The sequence below is a fragment of the Streptomyces cyaneochromogenes genome, from assembly GCF_003963535.1.
In the GTDB taxonomy this organism is placed as follows: domain Bacteria; phylum Actinomycetota; class Actinomycetes; order Streptomycetales; family Streptomycetaceae; genus Streptomyces; species Streptomyces shaanxiensis.
Genome location: NZ_CP034539.1, coordinates 7,059,765 through 7,074,658 on the forward strand (window position 1 = coordinate 7,059,765; position 14,894 = coordinate 7,074,658).

Genomic DNA, 14,894 nt, shown 5'->3' on the forward strand with positions numbered 1-14,894 from the left:
CCGCCTTCCTTTGCAAGGCGGGGGCCTTGTGCTGCGCAAGAATGTACGGGTGCTCCAGCAACTGTTCAGCCCGTCCGTCCAGCACACGCTCGACCTGATCGGCATCTTCGTCTTCGCGATCTCCGGCGCCCTGCTGGCCGTCCGCAAGAACTTCGACGTCTTCGGCATCGCCGTCCTCGCCGAGGTCACCGCCCTGGGCGGCGGGCTGTTCCGGGACGTGGTCATCGGTGCCGTGCCCCCGGCCGCCTTCACGGATCTCGGGTACTTCCTCACCCCGCTGCTCGCCGCGCTCCTCGTCTTCTTCCTCCACCCGCACGTGGAGCGCATCCAGACCGGCGTGAACGTCTTCGACGCGGCGGGCCTCGGCCTGTTCTGCGTCGCCGGGACGACGAAGGCGTACGAGTACGGCCTCGGCCTCACCGCGTCCGCCTGCCTCGGCCTCGCGACCGCCGTGGGCGGCGGTGTGCTGCGCGACGTCCTGGCCAACGAGGTGCCGTCACTGCTGCGCTGGGACCGCGACCTGTACGCGGTCCCGGCGATGGTCGGCGCCACGATGGTCGTCCTGTGTATCCGCTACGACGCCCTGACCCCGCTCACCAGCGCTTTCGCGGCCGTCACGGCCTTCGTGCTGCGTCTGCTGGCGATGCGGTACCACTGGCGAGCTCCGCGTGCCTGGAACCGGCGCTCGACGGTGCGAGAGGAGTAGTCCCCGGCGCCGAACCGTCCTGCTGCGGGGTCCCCATCACCTGGGTCAGCCAGCGGAACGCGGGCACGACCTGCGGCTTCCACAGCGCCATGGTGTGACCGCCCGCACTCTTCGGGATGAACACCACGTCCACGGTCGTCGGCGCCTTCGCGGCCCGCTTGAGGGCCATGGCCGCCTCGTACCCGTCCTTGGGCTGGCCGGACATGTAGAGCGCGACGCGCGGCGGGACACGGGAGTCCTTGAGGATCACATACGGGTTGTTCGCCGCCCGCAGGGCCGGGGACCTGCCGGCGAGCGACTGGGGTACGGCGGCGGGGTCGTTGTAGCCGGACATGCTGACCGCGGCCCGGTAGCGGTCGGGGTGGGCGACGGCCAGCTTCGTCGCGCAGTGCGCGCCCGCCGAGTACCCGGCGACCGCCCAGCCGTTCGGCGCGGCCTGGGCCCGGAAGTTGTCCATGACCATCTTCGGCACGTCGATGCTGAGCCAGCTGTCGGCGTTTACCTGGCCGGCGATGTTGGCGCAGCCGGTGTCCTTGCCCGGCAGCAGCGTGGTGCGCGGCGAGACGATGATGAACGGCGTGATCTGCCCGCCGCGCATCAGCGGCGCCAGCTGCTCGGGCGCGTCCATCGTCCCGTACCAGGCCTTCGACGAGCCCGGATAGCCCGGCAGCACCTCGACGACCGGGAACCGGTGATTGCGGTAGGCGGGATCGTGGTACTGCGGCGGCAGCCAGACGTTGACCTCGGCGTGCACGCCGGACACCCGGCCCTTGAGGTGTGTGACGAGCACCCCGCCCTCCGCGCGCATGCCGGGACCCTTGCCCTGCTTGAAGGTCTGCTTGACCTTGGGCAGCTTCTCCAGCGCGATCCCACCGGTGCCGCTCGCCCCGAGGTCGGCCGCCTCCTGCACATGATTGCTGGTGCCGAGCAGGTCGCCCCAGTTGTCGTACAGCTGGTTGGAGTTGTTGACCATCGTGAAGACGAGGGCGACCGCCGTGCCCTGGGCGAACAGCACCATCAGCAGCCTGGCGACGCCCCGCACGGCCCTCGGTCCGCGCACCCGCGACCAGAGGACCAGCGGCAGCGCGACGGCGGCGACGCACAGCGCGATCAGCGTGTAGAGGAACGGGGTCCCGGTGAGACTCATGTCCTCATAGAGGGGGAGAACGGGCTCCGGGTTTCGGGCGAGCAGGGACACTTACCGAAAAGTTGCCCTTGTCTCCATGCTGGCCGGTCATCCGGAGGAAACAGAAAAGCTACCGCTTAGTAGTTAGTTGTTGTACCGTTCATCCATGCCAGAAGCAGCCTCCGCACCGACGGCCCCGCGGGCCACGATCGGCGACAGCGAGTTCGACCGCGACACCGCGCTCACCCTGCGCGAACCCGGCGTCTACGACATCGACCTCTCCGCCGGCTGGACCATCATCAGCGCCGTCAACGGCGGCTATCTGCTCGCCGTCCTCGGTCGCGCCCTCGGGGACGCCCTTCCGCACAGCGACCCGTTCACCATCTCCGCGCACTATCTGACGGCGTCCCAGCCGGGCCCGGCCGTCGTCCGCACGGACGTGGTGCGCACGGGCCGCACGCTGTCGACCGGCCAGGCCTCGCTCTTCCAGTACGACGAGCAGGGCCGCGAGGTGGAGCGCATCCGCGTCCTCGCCTCGTACGGCGACCTCGACACCCTCCCCGACGACGTCCGTACGACGGCCAGGCCGCCGGCGTTCCCGCCCATGGAGCACTGCTTCGGTCCCGAGGACGGCCCCGCCCCGGTGGACGGCAGCTCGGCCATCGCCGACCGCCTGATGCTCAAGCTCGACCCGTCCACCCTGGGCTGGGCCCTCGGCCGGCCCTCGGGCAAGGGTGAGATGCGCGCCTGGTTCGGCCTGGCCGACGGCCGTGACGCCGACCCGCTCTCTCTCCTGCTGGCGGTCGACGCCCTGCCGCCCACCGCCTTCGAGATCGGCATCTCGGGCTGGGTCCCGACGGTGGAACTGACGGTCCACGTACGCTGCCGCCCGGCTCCGGGTCCGCTGCGGGTGTCGATCACGACGCGCAACCTCGCGGGCGGGTTCCTGGAGGAGGACGCGGAGGTCTGGGACAGCGCGGACCGACTGGTGGCGCAGTCACGGCAGTTGGCACGGGCAAGGCTGAGCTGACGCCGGTACGGGCGGCGGTTTTTGAGGTGCGCTTTGCCCGGCGCACAGGCCGTCGACAGCAGGGCCTCAAGGAAGCCCCAAGCGGCGTTGATTGAGTCCGGCTCCAGGACTTTCCTCATCATCCTTGGAGCTGTTTCTCATGAAGCGTGCGCGTCTCCTCCCTGCCGTGGCCCTGCTGGCGCTCTTGGCCCTGGCCCTGGTGGCCTGCGGCTCCGGCGACTCGTCGTCGAACTCGAACAGCGGCAACTCCGGTCAGCAGTCGTCGTGCCAGGCGCCGAGCGGCGCTCCGTCCGGGGCGCCGGGCGGTGCGCCGTCGGGTGCGCCTACCGCGCAGGCGTCCCGCGCTCCCTCCGGCGCTCCCGGTGGTGGCCCCGGCGGCGGCCAGGGTGGGGCTCAGGGCGGCGGGCAGGGCGGCGGCTGTGGCGGTCCGGGTGGCGGCCAGGGCGGCGGGGCGGCTCCCAGCGGGGCGCCGAGCGCGGCGGCGACCGAGTCCAAGAACTGACGCAGGGCGCCTATCGGTAGTCGTACGGCAGGGGCGGCACTCCCGGTGAACGGGGGTGCCGCCCCTTGGTGTTGTCGGCGGTCGTCGCCGGTACTCACTCCAGCCAGTGCTCGCGGCCGATGCTGATCAGCCGCATCCGGCTGGTCGCGACCTGGGCGACGCGCTGCCGTTCCTCCAGGGGTGCCTCCAGGGCGTCCAGGAACAGGGAGGCCGTCATCAGCATCTGGTCGACGTAGAGGTTGGCGAGCATGAGGAGGTCGTCGTCGGTCCAGCCGTAGGAGACGGGGTCCTTGGTGAGCGCGACCTTCACCTCCTCGGCGAACTGGGCCAGTTGGCCCTGGATCGCCGCCCGAACCGACTGCACCCCGCCGTGTCGTTCGCGGGCGATGAAGCGGACGTGGGCCGGGTGCGTCTCGACGTGCCGGGCGATCAACTCGACGGCGCGCTCTATGCGCTGGTCGCTGTCACCGGCGGAGGCGACGATCGTGCGGATCATGGGGTGCAGGCTGCCGAGCGCCTCCTCGACGAGGGCGACGCCGAGGTCGGCGGTGGAGCGGAAGTGCCGGTAGAAGGCCGTGGGGGCGACGCCGACCTCGCGGGTGACCTCGCGCAGACCCAGACTGCTCAGGCTCTGCTCCTCCAGCAGTCCCAACGCGGCGTCCAGGAGCGCCTGCCGGGTCTTCTGTTTCTGGGCCTGCCGGATGCCGAGGGTGTGACTCATACCATGCAGTTAACAACTGTTCTCTGGAATTGAAAAGCCGTAGGGCGCGCTAGACTTGGAGTCAGTGAACAACTGTTACTACAACTGTTCACCGAAACGTAACGCGAGAGATCACGTGAGAGATCTCGAAGGGGGATCCGACCCATGCTGTTCCTCGTTGCCGCACTCCTGCTGCTGGGCGTGCTGCTGGGCGCCGTGGCCCACGCACCGCTCGCCTTCACCGCCGTCGCCGCCGCCGTGATCGCCGCCTGGCTGGCCATCTTCGCCGCCCGCGAGCGTCACGCCCGCCGCAACTGACTCCGCCCACCCGACCGACTCCTCGGGAGCTGACACCCATGCACCTCACCGCACCGGCCACCGCCCGCCCCGGCACGCGCACCCGCGACGCCGACGGCATGGCCGTGGCGTCCTTCGTCCTCGGCCTCCTCGGCCTCCTGGTCTTCAACATCTTCCTCGGCCCGACCGCCATCGTCCTGGCGGCGGTGTCCCTGTGGCGCGGCACGAAGCGCCGGGGCCGGGCGTTCCTGGGCATGGGCCTGGGAGTCGCCGACCTGCTGGTCCTGCTCGCGTTCATGCAGGTGGACAACACGCTGTCGTGGAGCTTCTAGGCACCGCGAGCGGGAGCGTCCCGAGCATCCAGGGCATCCCGAGCTGACGGCAAGCGGCCGGGGACGAGCCGCAGCCGCAGGCGGGGCGCAGGGAGTGCCGCAGAGGGGAAGCGGCGGGGCGCCGCAGACTGCGTGCGGTGGTTGGCCTGCCGAGTGCCGAGTGCCGAGTGCCAGGTGGCGAGCGCCAGGTGGCGAGCGCCGACTGCGGACTGTCGACGCCGACCGCCACCGCCGGCCGCCGCGTGCCGAGCCCCTCCCGCCGGGCGTTTCGAGCCCCGACCGTTGGTCGCCGGGCGCTGTCGCTGAGCGCTGTGCGCCAATCGCCGTGGGCCAAGCCCCTGCCGCCGCGCGTCGAGCCCCGGTCGTCGGCTGCCGGGCGCGGCCACTGACCGCCGTGCGCCAACCGCCGCACGCCAAGCCCCCGGCCACCCCGCGCCGAGCCCCAACCGTCGGCTGCCGGCGCCAACCCCCGTGGGCAGTCGTTCCGCAGGGCGGAACGGGTGGGCACGGCCCGCAGTGCCGGGTGCTTCGCGACCGACCTCAAGGGTGGTGCAGGCAAGGCGCAACGGCTAGCCAGAAGCTTGGCGTACCCGCCCGTGGGCGCGGCCTGAAGCACCGGGTGTGCCGGGTGTATCGCCACCCACCCCGACCCCGGCGCGGGCAAGTCGCGCGACCTGGCCGCAGCCCAGGGCAACCTTGGCACGAGGTCGGCCGACAGGGGCCCGTAGAATCGGCGTCACCATGGCTTACCTCGACCACGCCGCGACGACCCCCATGCTCCCGGAGGCGGCAGAGGCACTGACCGCCCAGCTGAGCGTCACCGGCAACGCCTCCTCCCTCCACGCATCAGGCCGCCGCGCGAGGCGCACCGTCGAGGAGGCCCGCGAAACCCTCGCGGAAGCGCTCGGCGCCCGCCCCAGCGAAGTCGTCTTCACCTCCGGCGGCACCGAGGCCGACAACCTCGCGGTCAAGGGCCTGTACTGGTCCCGCCGCGACGCCGACCCGGCAGGCATCCGCACCCGCGTCCTGGCCAGCCCCGTCGAACACCACGCCGTCCTCGACGCCGTCCACTGGCTCGCCGAGCACGAGGGTGCCGACGTCGAGTACCTCCCGGTCGACTCCCACGGACGGGTCCACCCGGACGCCCTGCGCGAAGCCATCGCCCGCAACCCCGACGACGTCGCCCTGGCCACCGTGATGTGGGCCAACAACGAGATCGGCACGGTCATGCCGGTTCGTGAACTGGCCGACGTGGCAAGGGAGTTCGGCGTCCCCCTGCACGCCGACGCCGTCCAGGCCTTCGGTCAGGTCCCCGTCGACTTCGCCACCTCCGGCCTCGCCGCGATGACGGTGTCGGGCCACAAGATCGGCGGCCCGTACGGCATCGGCGCGCTGATCCTCGGCCGTGAGTACACCCCCGTACCCGTCCTGCACGGCGGCGGCCAGGAGCGCCACGTCCGCTCCGGCACCCTCGACGTCCCCGCGATCGCCTCCTTCGCGGTCGCCGGCCGCCTCGCCGCCGAGCAGCGCGCATGGTTCACCACAGAGATCGGCGCCCTGCGCGACGCCCTGGTCGAGTCGGTCCGTACGGCCGTCCCGGACGCCATCCTCGGCGGCGACCCGGCACCCGGCGGCCGCCTCCCGGCCAACGCGCACTTCACCTTCCCGGGCTGCGAGGGCGACTCCCTGCTGCTGCTCCTGGACGCCCAGGGCATCGAGTGCTCCACCGGCTCCGCCTGCACCGCGGGCGTCGCCCAGCCCAGCCATGTCCTCCTGGCCACCGGCACCGACCCGGACCTGGCCCGCGGCACCCTCCGCTTCTCCCTCGGCCACACCTCCACGGAGGCCGACGTCGAGGCGGTCGCCAAGGCGATCGGGCCGGCGGTGGAACGGGCGCGGGCGGCGGGGCTGACGTAGGGACACGGCAGCGGGACACTCCGGGCGTGAACCTCGTATCGCAGGTCTTCGCCCTGCTCGCGGCCGTGACGCACATCGTCGTAGGCACGCTGGAGCGCTTCTTCTACGACCGTCCCGCCGTACGCGTCTTCCTCACCACCTCCGAGGCGGACGCCACCGAAGTCACCCTCTGGCGCTCGGGCGTGGCCGTCTACAACATCCTTCTCGGCCTGGGCCTCGTCGCCGGAGTCGTCGCCCTGCACACCGACGACACCACGGTCGGCCGCACACTGATCGGCTACCTGTGCGCGTTCCTGATCGCCTCCGCCGTCCTCTTCGCTGTCTCGTTCCCGAAACTGTGGCGGGGCGCGCTGGGCCAGGGGCTGGCACCCGCGGTGGCCCTCGCCGCCACGCTGTTCTGACCGCTCAGGCAGGCGCCGCCGTACCCGCCTGCCGTACGAGCTTCATGTACCGGTCCCAGTCCCAGTGCTCCCCGGGATCCGTGTGGTCGGTGCCCGGCACCTCCACATGCCCGATGATGTGCTCGCGGTCGACGGGGATGTCGTACCGCGCGCATATCCGGGCCGTCAGCCGTGCCGAGGCCTCGTACATCTCGTCCGTCAGGTCCTGCGGCCGGTCCACGAAGCCCTCGTGCTCGATGCCGATGCTGCGCTCGTTGTAGTCGCGGTTGCCCGCGTGGTACGCCACGTCCAGCTCGCGGATCATCTGCGTGATGTGGCCGTCCTTGCGGACGATGTAATGCGCGGCGGCACCATGCTCCGGGTCCTGGAACACCTTCACCGCGCTGGCGAAGCTGCCCTGGGTGACATGGATGATCACCATGTCTATGCCGTAGTCGTCGGGCCGGTCCGCCCGCCGCCAGTTCGCGTCCGACGCGGCCACCCACCGCGCCCCGGCGAAGTCGACCTCGCCCTCCTTGCGCGGCTTCTCCACGCCCGGAACCCGCCACCACAGGCGCGCCAGCTCGTCGCGGGCCAGCACGGCCGTGCCCACGGCGGCCGCCGTCCCGCCGATGAGCAACGCGCGACGGCCGACCTTCCGGTCGCCGTCCTTCGGAGCCTTCCGCTGTCCCATGTGATCGTCAACGGATACTCGCGGGCCCTGGTTCCCGCGCCCCCGTACCCTGGAAGGGTTATGACTCACACCGCGCAGCCCTCCCGCCCCCTCCGCGTCCTCGCCGCCATGTCCGGCGGCGTCGATTCCGCCGTCGCAGCCGCCCGCGCCGCCGAGGCGGGGCACGACGTGACCGGCGTCCACCTCGCGCTCTCCGCGAACCCCCAGTCCTTCCGCACGGGCGCGCGGGGCTGTTGCACCATCGAGGACTCCCGCGACGCCCGCCGCGCGGCCGACGTGATCGGCATCCCGTTCTACGTGTGGGACCTCGCCGACCGGTTCCGCGAGGACGTCGTCGAGGACTTCATCGCCGAGTACGAGGCCGGCCGCACCCCGAACCCGTGCCTGCGCTGCAACGAGAAGATCAAGTTCGCGGCCCTGCTCGACAAGGCGCTGGCGCTGGGCTTCGACGCCGTCTGCACGGGGCACTACGCGCAGGTCGTGCTGAACGACGACGGCACGCGTGAGCTGCACCGCGCCTCCGACATGGCCAAGGACCAGTCGTACGTCCTCGGCGTCCTGGACGAGAAGCAGCTGGCGCACGCGATGTTCCCGCTCGGCGACACGGTGACGACCAAGGACGAGATCCGCGCGGAGGCCGAGCGCAGGGGCCTGGCGGTCGCGAAGAAGCCCGACTCGCACGACATCTGCTTCATCGCCGACGGCGACACCCAGGGCTTCCTCGCCGGCCGCCTCGGCAAGGCGGAGGGCGACATCGTCGACGAGTCGGGCACCAAGCTCGGCACGCACGAGGGCGCGTACGGCTTCACCATCGGCCAGCGCAAGGGCCTGCGCATCGGCACCCCGGCCGCCGACGGCAAGCCGCGCTACGTCCTCGACATCTCGCCGGTGAACAACACCGTGACGGTCGGCCCGGCGGTCTCCCTGGACGTCACCGCGCTCACCGCCGTCAAGCCCCGCTGGTGCGGCGTCGCCCCGACCGGCCCCGGCACCTACACCGCCCAGCTGCGCGCCCACGGCGGCGAGACCGAGGTCACCGCCGAGCTCGTCGACGGCTCTCTCGAGGTCTCCTTCACCGAGCCGGTCCGCGGCGTGGCTCCCGGCCAGGCGATCGTCCTGTACGACGGCACGCGCGTGGTGGGCTCGGCGACGATCGCTTCGACGGTGCGGGCGACGCCGTCGGCTGTCTGAGACTGACGCAGTTTCAGACGGTGACGGCGGCGCTCGTCCGCGCCACTCGGGGGCCGCACGCGCGCGTGCAGGCTCCGGTCACCCCCCGAAGAACTCCACCAGCACCGGCGCGAGGACATCCGGCTCCACCATGTGGGTCTGCCCGGGCAGGCTCCGGTACGTCCCGCCGGGCACGGTCTCCGCGACCGCCTGTGCCGCCTCGCGCATCCAGGGCGGGCTCTCGCTGCCCGCCACGGACAGCACCGGAACGCCGATCGAGGCCAGCCGGGCCCGGGGCACCAGTCCGTCGCCCATCACGGCGTTGTCGTAGGCGAGGCTCGGCGCGATCGTCTCCATACCGGGCCACATGGGGGACTGGCGGGCGCCCTGGATCATCTCCTCAGCCAGGCCGGTGAGCCGCAGGAAGAGCACGACGGCGTCCCCGCGCCGGCCGTCCGCCAGCGCGGCGGTGAGCCGCTCGGTGTACTCCGCGCGCTCCTTCGCGCCGCCCTCGTAGACGGCGAACGGCACCTCGTACACCGCGACCTGACGCACCGGCAGCCCGCTCGCCGCCGCCTCCAGTGCGAGCGCGCCGCCCGAGGAGACGCCGTACAGCGCCGCCTCGCCGCCCACCGCCTCGATCAGCGCCGCGAGGTCCTCGACCTCCCGTTCCACCGCGTACGGCGCCGCGTCACCGCTCTCGCCCCGCCCTCGCCGGTCGTACACGACGACCCGGAAGCGGTCCGACAGAGGCACGGCCAGCGGCGCCACGGTGCCACCGGTGGACATCGCACCGCTGACCAGGATCACCGCCGGACCCTGACCGGTGCTCTCGTACGCGATCGAGGTGCCGTCGCGCGAAATGGTCTTCTTGTCCATGCCTCTGGAGACTGCCGTACGGCACGGATCTAATCGCTCACGACACTTCGACTTCGTAGAAGCAGAGGTGGTCCTTGATCGCGGCCACGTCCGGCTTCGGATCCGGATACGCCCAGACGAGGTCAGCGGCGTCCGGCAGAGACCAGTAGGAGGCCGTTCCCTTGAACGGGCAGTACGTGTGCGTGTCGGAGGGCGTCAGCAGGTCCAGTCGTACGTCCTCGGGCGGGATGTAGTAGCGCACGGGACAGCCCGTCTCCCGCAGGAGGAGTGGCCGGTCGCTCTCCGCGAGGACCTGGTCGCCGTGAAGCACCCGCACGCGTCGCGTGCCCTGCTCGATCGTGATCGTGTGTCCGTCAGCCATATCCGCAAAGCGCTCGCGGGCCCCCGGTTCTTCCCGCGTACGGTGACCTCATGCGTATCTGTGTCTTCCTCTCCGCCGCCGACCTCGACGACCGTTACACGCGCCCCGCGCGCGAGTTCGCGAAACTGCTGGGCAAGGGCGGGCACACGCTCGTGTGGGGCGGCTCCGACGTCGGGCTCATGAAGGTGGTCGCCGACGGGGTCCAGGAGGCCGGCGGACGGCTCGTCGGGGTCTCCGTCGAGTTCCTGGCGGCCAAGGCGCGCGCCGGTGTCGACGAGATGGTCATCGCCAAGGACCTCGCCGAGCGCAAGAGGCTGCTCCTGGAGAAGGCCGACGCGGTGGTGATCATGGTGGGCGGCACGGGGACCCTGGACGAGGCCACGGAGATCCTGGAACTGAAGAAGCACGGCCACACCGACAAGCCGGTGGTCCTGCTCAACACCGCGGGCTTCTACGACGGTCTGAAGGAACAGTTCCGCCGTATGGAGGACGAGGGCTTCCTGCCCCGCCCGCTGACCGACCTGGTGTTCTTCGCCGAGGAGCCGGTGGGGGCGCTGGCGTACTTGGAGGAGAGCCAGGGCGTGGAGTGAACCCCCGCTGATGCGAGCATGGCGGGCATGGCTACTCATGTGATCACCGGAGCGGGCTCCGGCATCGGCGCGGCCGTCGCCCGCCGCCTGCACGCGCGCGGGGACGAGCTCGTCCTCCACGCGCGCGACGCGGGCCGCGCGAAGGAGCTGGCGGCGGCGTTCCCCGGCGCGAAGACGCTGGTCGGCGACCTGGCGGACCCGGACAAGCTGTCCTGGGCGTTCTCCCACCAGGCGCTGCCCGACCGGGTGGACTCCCTGCTGCACATCGCCGGTGTCGTGGACCTGGGCCCGGTGGGCGACCTGACCCCGAAGTCCTGGCGCCACCAGCTCAACGTCAACCTGATCTCCCCGGCCGAACTGACCCGCCACTTCCTCCCCCAACTCCGCGCCGCCCGCGGCCACGTGATCTTCGTCAACTCGGGCGCCGGCCTCAACGCCCACGCCGACTGGTCCGCGTACGCCGCGTCCAAGCACGGCCTCAAGGCCCTCGCGGACTCCCTCCGCCACGAGGAACACGCGAACGGCGTGCGGGTCACCACGGTCTACCCCGGCCGCACGGCCAGTCCCATGCAGGCCAAGGTCCACCAGCAGGAGGGCAAGGAGTACGACGCCTCGAAGTGGATCGACCCCGAGTCGGTGGCGACGGCGATCCTGATGGCCCTGGACCTGCCGAGGGACGCGGAGGTCAACGACCTGACGGTGCGACCGGGAAGGTGACCGCACCCCTTCGACGCCGGCCCGGGCATTCCAGCCCGTCCGGCGTTTGAGGACGAGGCCCGTTCAGGGCCGAAGCGGGGGTCTGGGGGCGGCAGCCCTCAGGGACGGGACGGGTAGGGGCGGCGGGGGCGAAAACATAGGCTTCTCGTGTGAACGCAAACCTTCCCTTCGCCGCCGCCACCGGCATCGGCTCCATGCCGGGCGGCGACGCCCGCGAGGCGGCCAGAACCGTCACCGGCTCCTTCGAGGACTTCCCGTTCCTCGCCGAACTGCCGGCCCGCGGCCCCGGCGCCGACATGATCGGCCGGACCGCGGGCATGCTCGTCGAGCTGTACGCGCGCGTGGAGCCCAGCGGATGGCGGATCGGGGACCGGCCGGGACGGGACACCAGGCGGGCCAGGTCGTGGCTGGGGGAGGACCTCGACGCCCTGGAGGAGTTCACCCAGGAGTACGGGGGGCTGCTGAAGGTCCAGGCCGTGGGACCGTGGACGCTGGCCGCCGCGCTGGAGCTGAAGAACGGCGAGGCCGCCCTCTCCGACCCCGGTGCCTGCCGTGACCTCGCCGCCTCGCTCGCCGAAGGGCTGCGCCTGCATCTGGAGGAGGTCCAGCGCCGCGTGCCCGGCGCCAAGATCGTCCTCCAGCTCGACGAGCCCTCCCTCGTCGCCGTCCTGCGCGGACAGGTGAGGACCGCCAGCGGCTACCGCACCCACCGGGCCCCGGACCGGCAGATCGTCGAGGCCACGCTCCGGGACGTCGTCGGGGTTCACGGCGACGGTCCCGTCGTGGTGCACTCGTGCGCACCGGACGTCCCGTTCGCCCTGCTGCGCCGGACGGGCGTGGCGGCGATCTCCTTCGACTTCTCCCTCCTCACCGAGCGTGACGACGACGCGATCGGCGAGGCGGTGGAAGGGGGCACACGGCTGTTCGCCGGTGTCGTCCCCGGCACGGACGGCCCGTTGTCAGACCCTGCCGGTAGCGTCATGGGTGTCAGGACGCTGTGGCGCAGGCTGGGGCTGTCACCGGGGCTTCTCGCGGAGGCGGTCACGGTCACTCCGTCGTGCGGACTCGCGGGGGCCTCCCCCGCGTACGCGCGCACGGCCCTCGCCCACTGCGTCCGGGCGGCGAGATCCCTCGCGGACAACCCAGAGTAACGGGAGGACAACACGGTGGCCGGCGACAAGCAAGCGGAGACGACGGTGCCCGCCGAGGCACGGGAGCAGCACGCGAAGCTCGCTGAGCAGATCGAGGAGCACCGCTTCCGGTACTACGTGAAGGACGCTCCCGTCATCAGCGACGCGGAGTTCGACAAGCTCCTGCGCTCGCTCGAAGCGCTGGAGGACGAGTACGCGGAGCTGCGCACCCCGGACTCGCCGACCCAGAAGGTCGCGGGCGCGTACGAGACGGAGTTCACGGCGGTCCAGCACCGCGAGCGCATGCTCTCGCTGGACAACGCCTTCGACGACCTGGAGCTCGCCGCGTGGGCCGAGCGCGTCCACAAGGACGTCGGCACGTCCGCGTACCACTTCCTGTGCGAGCTCAAGGTCGACGGCCTCGCCGTCAACCTCACGTACGAGCAGGGCCGCCTCACGCGCGCGGCGACGCGCGGCGACGGCCGCACCGGTGAGGACATCACGCCCAATGTCCGTACGATCGCGGACATCCCGGACCGTCTGAAGGGCGACCGCGTCCCCGACCTCGTGGAGATCCGCGGCGAGGTCTACTTCCCGATGGAGAAGTTCGAGGAGCTCAACGCCCGCCTGGTCGAGGCCGGCGACAAGCCCTTCGCCAACCCGCGCAACGCCGCCGCCGGTTCACTGCGCCAGAAGGACCCGCGCGTCACCGCCACCCGGCCCCTGCACATGGTCGTCCACGGCATCGGCGCCCTGGAGGGGGCCGACGGCATGACCCGCCTCTCCGAGGCGTACGACCTGCTCAAGACCTGGGGCCTGCCGACCGCGCGGCACAACAAGGTGGTCGAGGACCTCGACGGGGTGCGGGAGTTCATCGCGTACTTCGGCGAGAACCGGCACTCGGTCGAGCACGAGATCGACGGCGTGGTCGTCAAGCTCGACGAGATCCGTCTGCAGGGCCGCCTCGGCTCCACGGCGCGGGCGCCGCGCTGGGCGATCGCCTACAAGTACGCGCCGGAAGAGGTCAACACCAAGCTGATCGACATCAAGGTGGGTGTCGGACGCACCGGTCGCGTCACGCCGTACGCCCAGGTCGAACCCGTCACCGTCGCCGGCTCCGAGGTCGAGTTCGCCACCCTGCACAACCAGGACGTCGTCAAGGCCAAGGGCGTCCTCATCGGCGACACGGTCGTGCTGCGCAAGGCCGGCGACGTCATCCCGGAGATCCTGGGGCCGGTCGTCGACCTGCGGGACGGCACCGAGCGCGAGTTCGTCATGCCGGCCGAGTGCCCGGAGTGCCGGACACCGCTACGGGCCATGAAGGAGGGCGACATCGACCTGCGTTGCCCCAACGCCCGTACGTGCCCTGCCCAGTTGAGGGAGCGCGTCTCCTATCTCGCGGGCCGGGAGTGCCTCGACATCGAGCACTTCGGCGACGTGGCGGCGGCCGCGCTCACGCGTCCTCTCGAACCGGTCGACCCACCGCTCGTCGACGAGGGCGACCTCTTCGATCTCACCGTCGAGAAGCTGCTCCCCATCAAGGCGTACGTCCTCGACCAGGACAGCGGCCTGCCCAAGCGCGATCCCAAGACGGGCGAGGAGAAGGTCGTCACCGTCTTCGCCAACCAGAAGGGTGAGCCGAAGAAGAACACCCTCGCCCTGCTCAAGAACGTCGAGGACGCCAAGAACCGTCCGTTCGCCCGTTTCCTCAACGGGCTCTCGATTCGCCACGTCGGTCCGGTCGCCGCCCAGGCGCTCGCCCGCGAGTTCCGCTCCATCGACCGCATCGAACAGGCCAGTGAAGAAGAGCTGGCGAACACCGACGGAGTCGGCCCGATCATCGCCGCCTCGCTCAAGGAGTGGTTCGCCGAGGAGTGGCACCAGGAGATCCTTCGCAAGTGGAAGGCCGCCGGCGTCCGCATGGAGGAGGAGGGCTCCGGAGAGGACGAGGGGCCGCGTCCGCTGGAAGGGCTTACCGTCGTCGTCACCGGCACGCTGGAGAACTTCACACGTGACGGCGCCAAGGAGGCGCTGCAAAGTCGCGGAGCGAAGGTGACCGGTTCCGTTTCGAAGAAGACGTCCTTTGTCGTCGTGGGCGACAGTCCGGGGTCCAAATACGACAAGGCGATGCAGCTCAAGGTGCCTGTTCTGAACGAGGACGGATTCAAGGTCCTGTTGGAACAGGGGCCCGAAGCGGCGGCCGAAGTTGCTCTACCTGTAGAGCAGTAACGGTTGAAGGCCACCGGATAGGCGCATACCAGATGCATACGGGTGGCTGGGGCGCATTCGGGCAACCGTCGACGACCGCTGCCCGTGGAAGCCTTCTGCCGCCTACTGTTGAGGGGTGCGCCTGCCGTGCCCAG

At 71.0% G+C, this 14,894-nt stretch carries 17 protein-coding genes; 12 read left to right on the forward strand and 5 right to left on the reverse strand.

All coding sequences use genetic code 11. The annotated features are described in order from the left end of the window. Nucleotides 1-49 precede the first annotated feature (49 nt). Nucleotides 50-706 carry a trimeric intracellular cation channel family protein gene (locus tag EJ357_RS32280; protein ID WP_126400341.1) on the forward strand — a complete coding sequence of 219 codons (657 nt, stop codon included), beginning with the start codon at nucleotides 50-52 and terminating at the stop codon, nucleotides 704-706. Here EJ357_RS32280 and EJ357_RS32285 read toward each other — a convergent pair. Continuing rightward, nucleotides 615-1,853 (reverse strand): alpha/beta hydrolase, encoded by a 1,239-nt coding sequence (locus tag EJ357_RS32285; protein ID WP_126395228.1) that lies wholly within the window; start codon nucleotides 1,851-1,853, stop codon nucleotides 615-617. The two genes, EJ357_RS32280 and EJ357_RS32285, sit on opposite strands and share 92 nt — an antisense overlap. A 145-nt stretch (nucleotides 1,854-1,998) precedes the next feature. Between EJ357_RS32285 and EJ357_RS32290 the strand changes: the two genes are divergently transcribed. Further along, entirely contained in the window at nucleotides 1,999-2,862 is an 864-nt protein-coding gene (locus EJ357_RS32290) for a thioesterase family protein (protein ID WP_126395230.1), read from the forward strand. A 139-nt stretch (nucleotides 2,863-3,001) separates the two neighbouring features. After that, the gene (locus EJ357_RS48525; protein WP_175647600.1) at nucleotides 3,002-3,364 is read left to right on the forward strand and encodes a hypothetical protein; all 363 of its coding nucleotides are present in this window, start codon (nucleotides 3,002-3,004) and stop codon (nucleotides 3,362-3,364) included. 94 nt (nucleotides 3,365-3,458) lie between these two features. Here the strand turns inward: EJ357_RS48525 and EJ357_RS32300 are convergent, their stop codons facing one another. Beyond that, nucleotides 3,459-4,085, reverse strand: coding sequence for a TetR family transcriptional regulator (locus EJ357_RS32300; protein WP_126395232.1), 627 nt, complete (start codon nucleotides 4,083-4,085; stop codon nucleotides 3,459-3,461). Between the two features lie 144 nt (nucleotides 4,086-4,229). On the opposite strand from EJ357_RS32300, the gene EJ357_RS48530 reads away from it, so the two are divergent. The 4 genes from EJ357_RS48530 (at nucleotide 4,230) to EJ357_RS32315 (ending at nucleotide 7,011) form a co-directional block, all read left to right on the forward strand. Next, complete coding sequence (locus EJ357_RS48530) at nucleotides 4,230-4,382, forward strand: hypothetical protein (RefSeq protein ID WP_175647601.1); 153 nt, start codon at nucleotides 4,230-4,232, stop codon at nucleotides 4,380-4,382. A 38-nt stretch (nucleotides 4,383-4,420) separates the two neighbouring features. Continuing rightward, on the forward strand, nucleotides 4,421-4,693 hold the full coding sequence (locus EJ357_RS32305; protein WP_126395234.1) for a DUF4190 domain-containing protein: 273 nt from the start codon (nucleotides 4,421-4,423) through the stop codon (nucleotides 4,691-4,693). A gap of 741 nt (nucleotides 4,694-5,434) precedes the next feature. Next, nucleotides 5,435-6,610 carry a cysteine desulfurase family protein gene (locus tag EJ357_RS32310; RefSeq protein WP_126395236.1) on the forward strand — a complete coding sequence of 392 codons (1,176 nt, stop codon included), beginning with the start codon at nucleotides 5,435-5,437 and terminating at the stop codon, nucleotides 6,608-6,610. A gap of 26 nt (nucleotides 6,611-6,636) precedes the next feature. Further along, complete coding sequence (locus EJ357_RS32315; RefSeq protein ID WP_126395237.1) at nucleotides 6,637-7,011, forward strand: DUF1304 domain-containing protein; 375 nt, start codon at nucleotides 6,637-6,639, stop codon at nucleotides 7,009-7,011. A 4-nt stretch (nucleotides 7,012-7,015) separates the two neighbouring features. Here EJ357_RS32315 and EJ357_RS32320 read toward each other — a convergent pair whose 3' ends face one another. After that, nucleotides 7,016-7,684, reverse strand: a complete 669-nt coding sequence (locus EJ357_RS32320; protein ID WP_126395239.1) for an N-acetylmuramoyl-L-alanine amidase — start codon at nucleotides 7,682-7,684, stop codon at nucleotides 7,016-7,018. A gap of 60 nt (nucleotides 7,685-7,744) precedes the next feature. Between EJ357_RS32320 and mnmA the strand changes: the two genes are divergently transcribed. Further along, nucleotides 7,745-8,875: a tRNA 2-thiouridine(34) synthase MnmA gene (mnmA, locus tag EJ357_RS32325; protein ID WP_126395241.1), complete on the forward strand. Its 1,131-nt coding sequence runs from the start codon at nucleotides 7,745-7,747 to the stop codon at nucleotides 8,873-8,875. A gap of 78 nt (nucleotides 8,876-8,953) precedes the next feature. Here the strand turns inward: mnmA and EJ357_RS32330 are convergent, their stop codons facing one another. Both EJ357_RS32330 and EJ357_RS32335 read right to left on the reverse strand, forming a co-directional pair. After that, nucleotides 8,954-9,733: an alpha/beta fold hydrolase gene (locus EJ357_RS32330; RefSeq protein ID WP_126395243.1), complete on the reverse strand. Its 780-nt coding sequence runs from the start codon at nucleotides 9,731-9,733 to the stop codon at nucleotides 8,954-8,956. 37 nt (nucleotides 9,734-9,770) lie between these two features. Further along, nucleotides 9,771-10,094, reverse strand: a complete 324-nt coding sequence (locus tag EJ357_RS32335; RefSeq protein WP_126395245.1) for a DUF427 domain-containing protein — start codon at nucleotides 10,092-10,094, stop codon at nucleotides 9,771-9,773. A gap of 50 nt (nucleotides 10,095-10,144) precedes the next feature. Here EJ357_RS32335 and EJ357_RS32340 point away from each other — a divergent pair, with 50 nt between their 5' ends. The 4 genes from EJ357_RS32340 to ligA all read left to right on the forward strand — a co-directional run bounded on the left by EJ357_RS32340 (nucleotide 10,145) and on the right by ligA (nucleotide 14,760). After that, on the forward strand, nucleotides 10,145-10,684 hold the full coding sequence (locus EJ357_RS32340; protein ID WP_126395247.1) for an LOG family protein: 540 nt from the start codon (nucleotides 10,145-10,147) through the stop codon (nucleotides 10,682-10,684). Nucleotides 10,685-10,702: 18 nt separating this feature from the next. Continuing rightward, nucleotides 10,703-11,401 carry an SDR family oxidoreductase gene (locus tag EJ357_RS32345; protein WP_126395249.1) on the forward strand — a complete coding sequence of 233 codons (699 nt, stop codon included), beginning with the start codon at nucleotides 10,703-10,705 and terminating at the stop codon, nucleotides 11,399-11,401. A 149-nt stretch (nucleotides 11,402-11,550) separates the two neighbouring features. Beyond that, the gene (locus EJ357_RS32355) at nucleotides 11,551-12,552 is read left to right on the forward strand and encodes a methionine synthase (RefSeq protein ID WP_126395251.1); all 1,002 of its coding nucleotides are present in this window, start codon (nucleotides 11,551-11,553) and stop codon (nucleotides 12,550-12,552) included. Between the two features lie 15 nt (nucleotides 12,553-12,567). Beyond that, a complete protein-coding gene (gene ligA / locus EJ357_RS32360) occupies nucleotides 12,568-14,760 on the forward strand; it encodes an NAD-dependent DNA ligase LigA (protein ID WP_126395253.1) in 2,193 nt (730 codons plus the stop codon). Nucleotides 14,761-14,894: the final 134 nt, after the last annotated feature.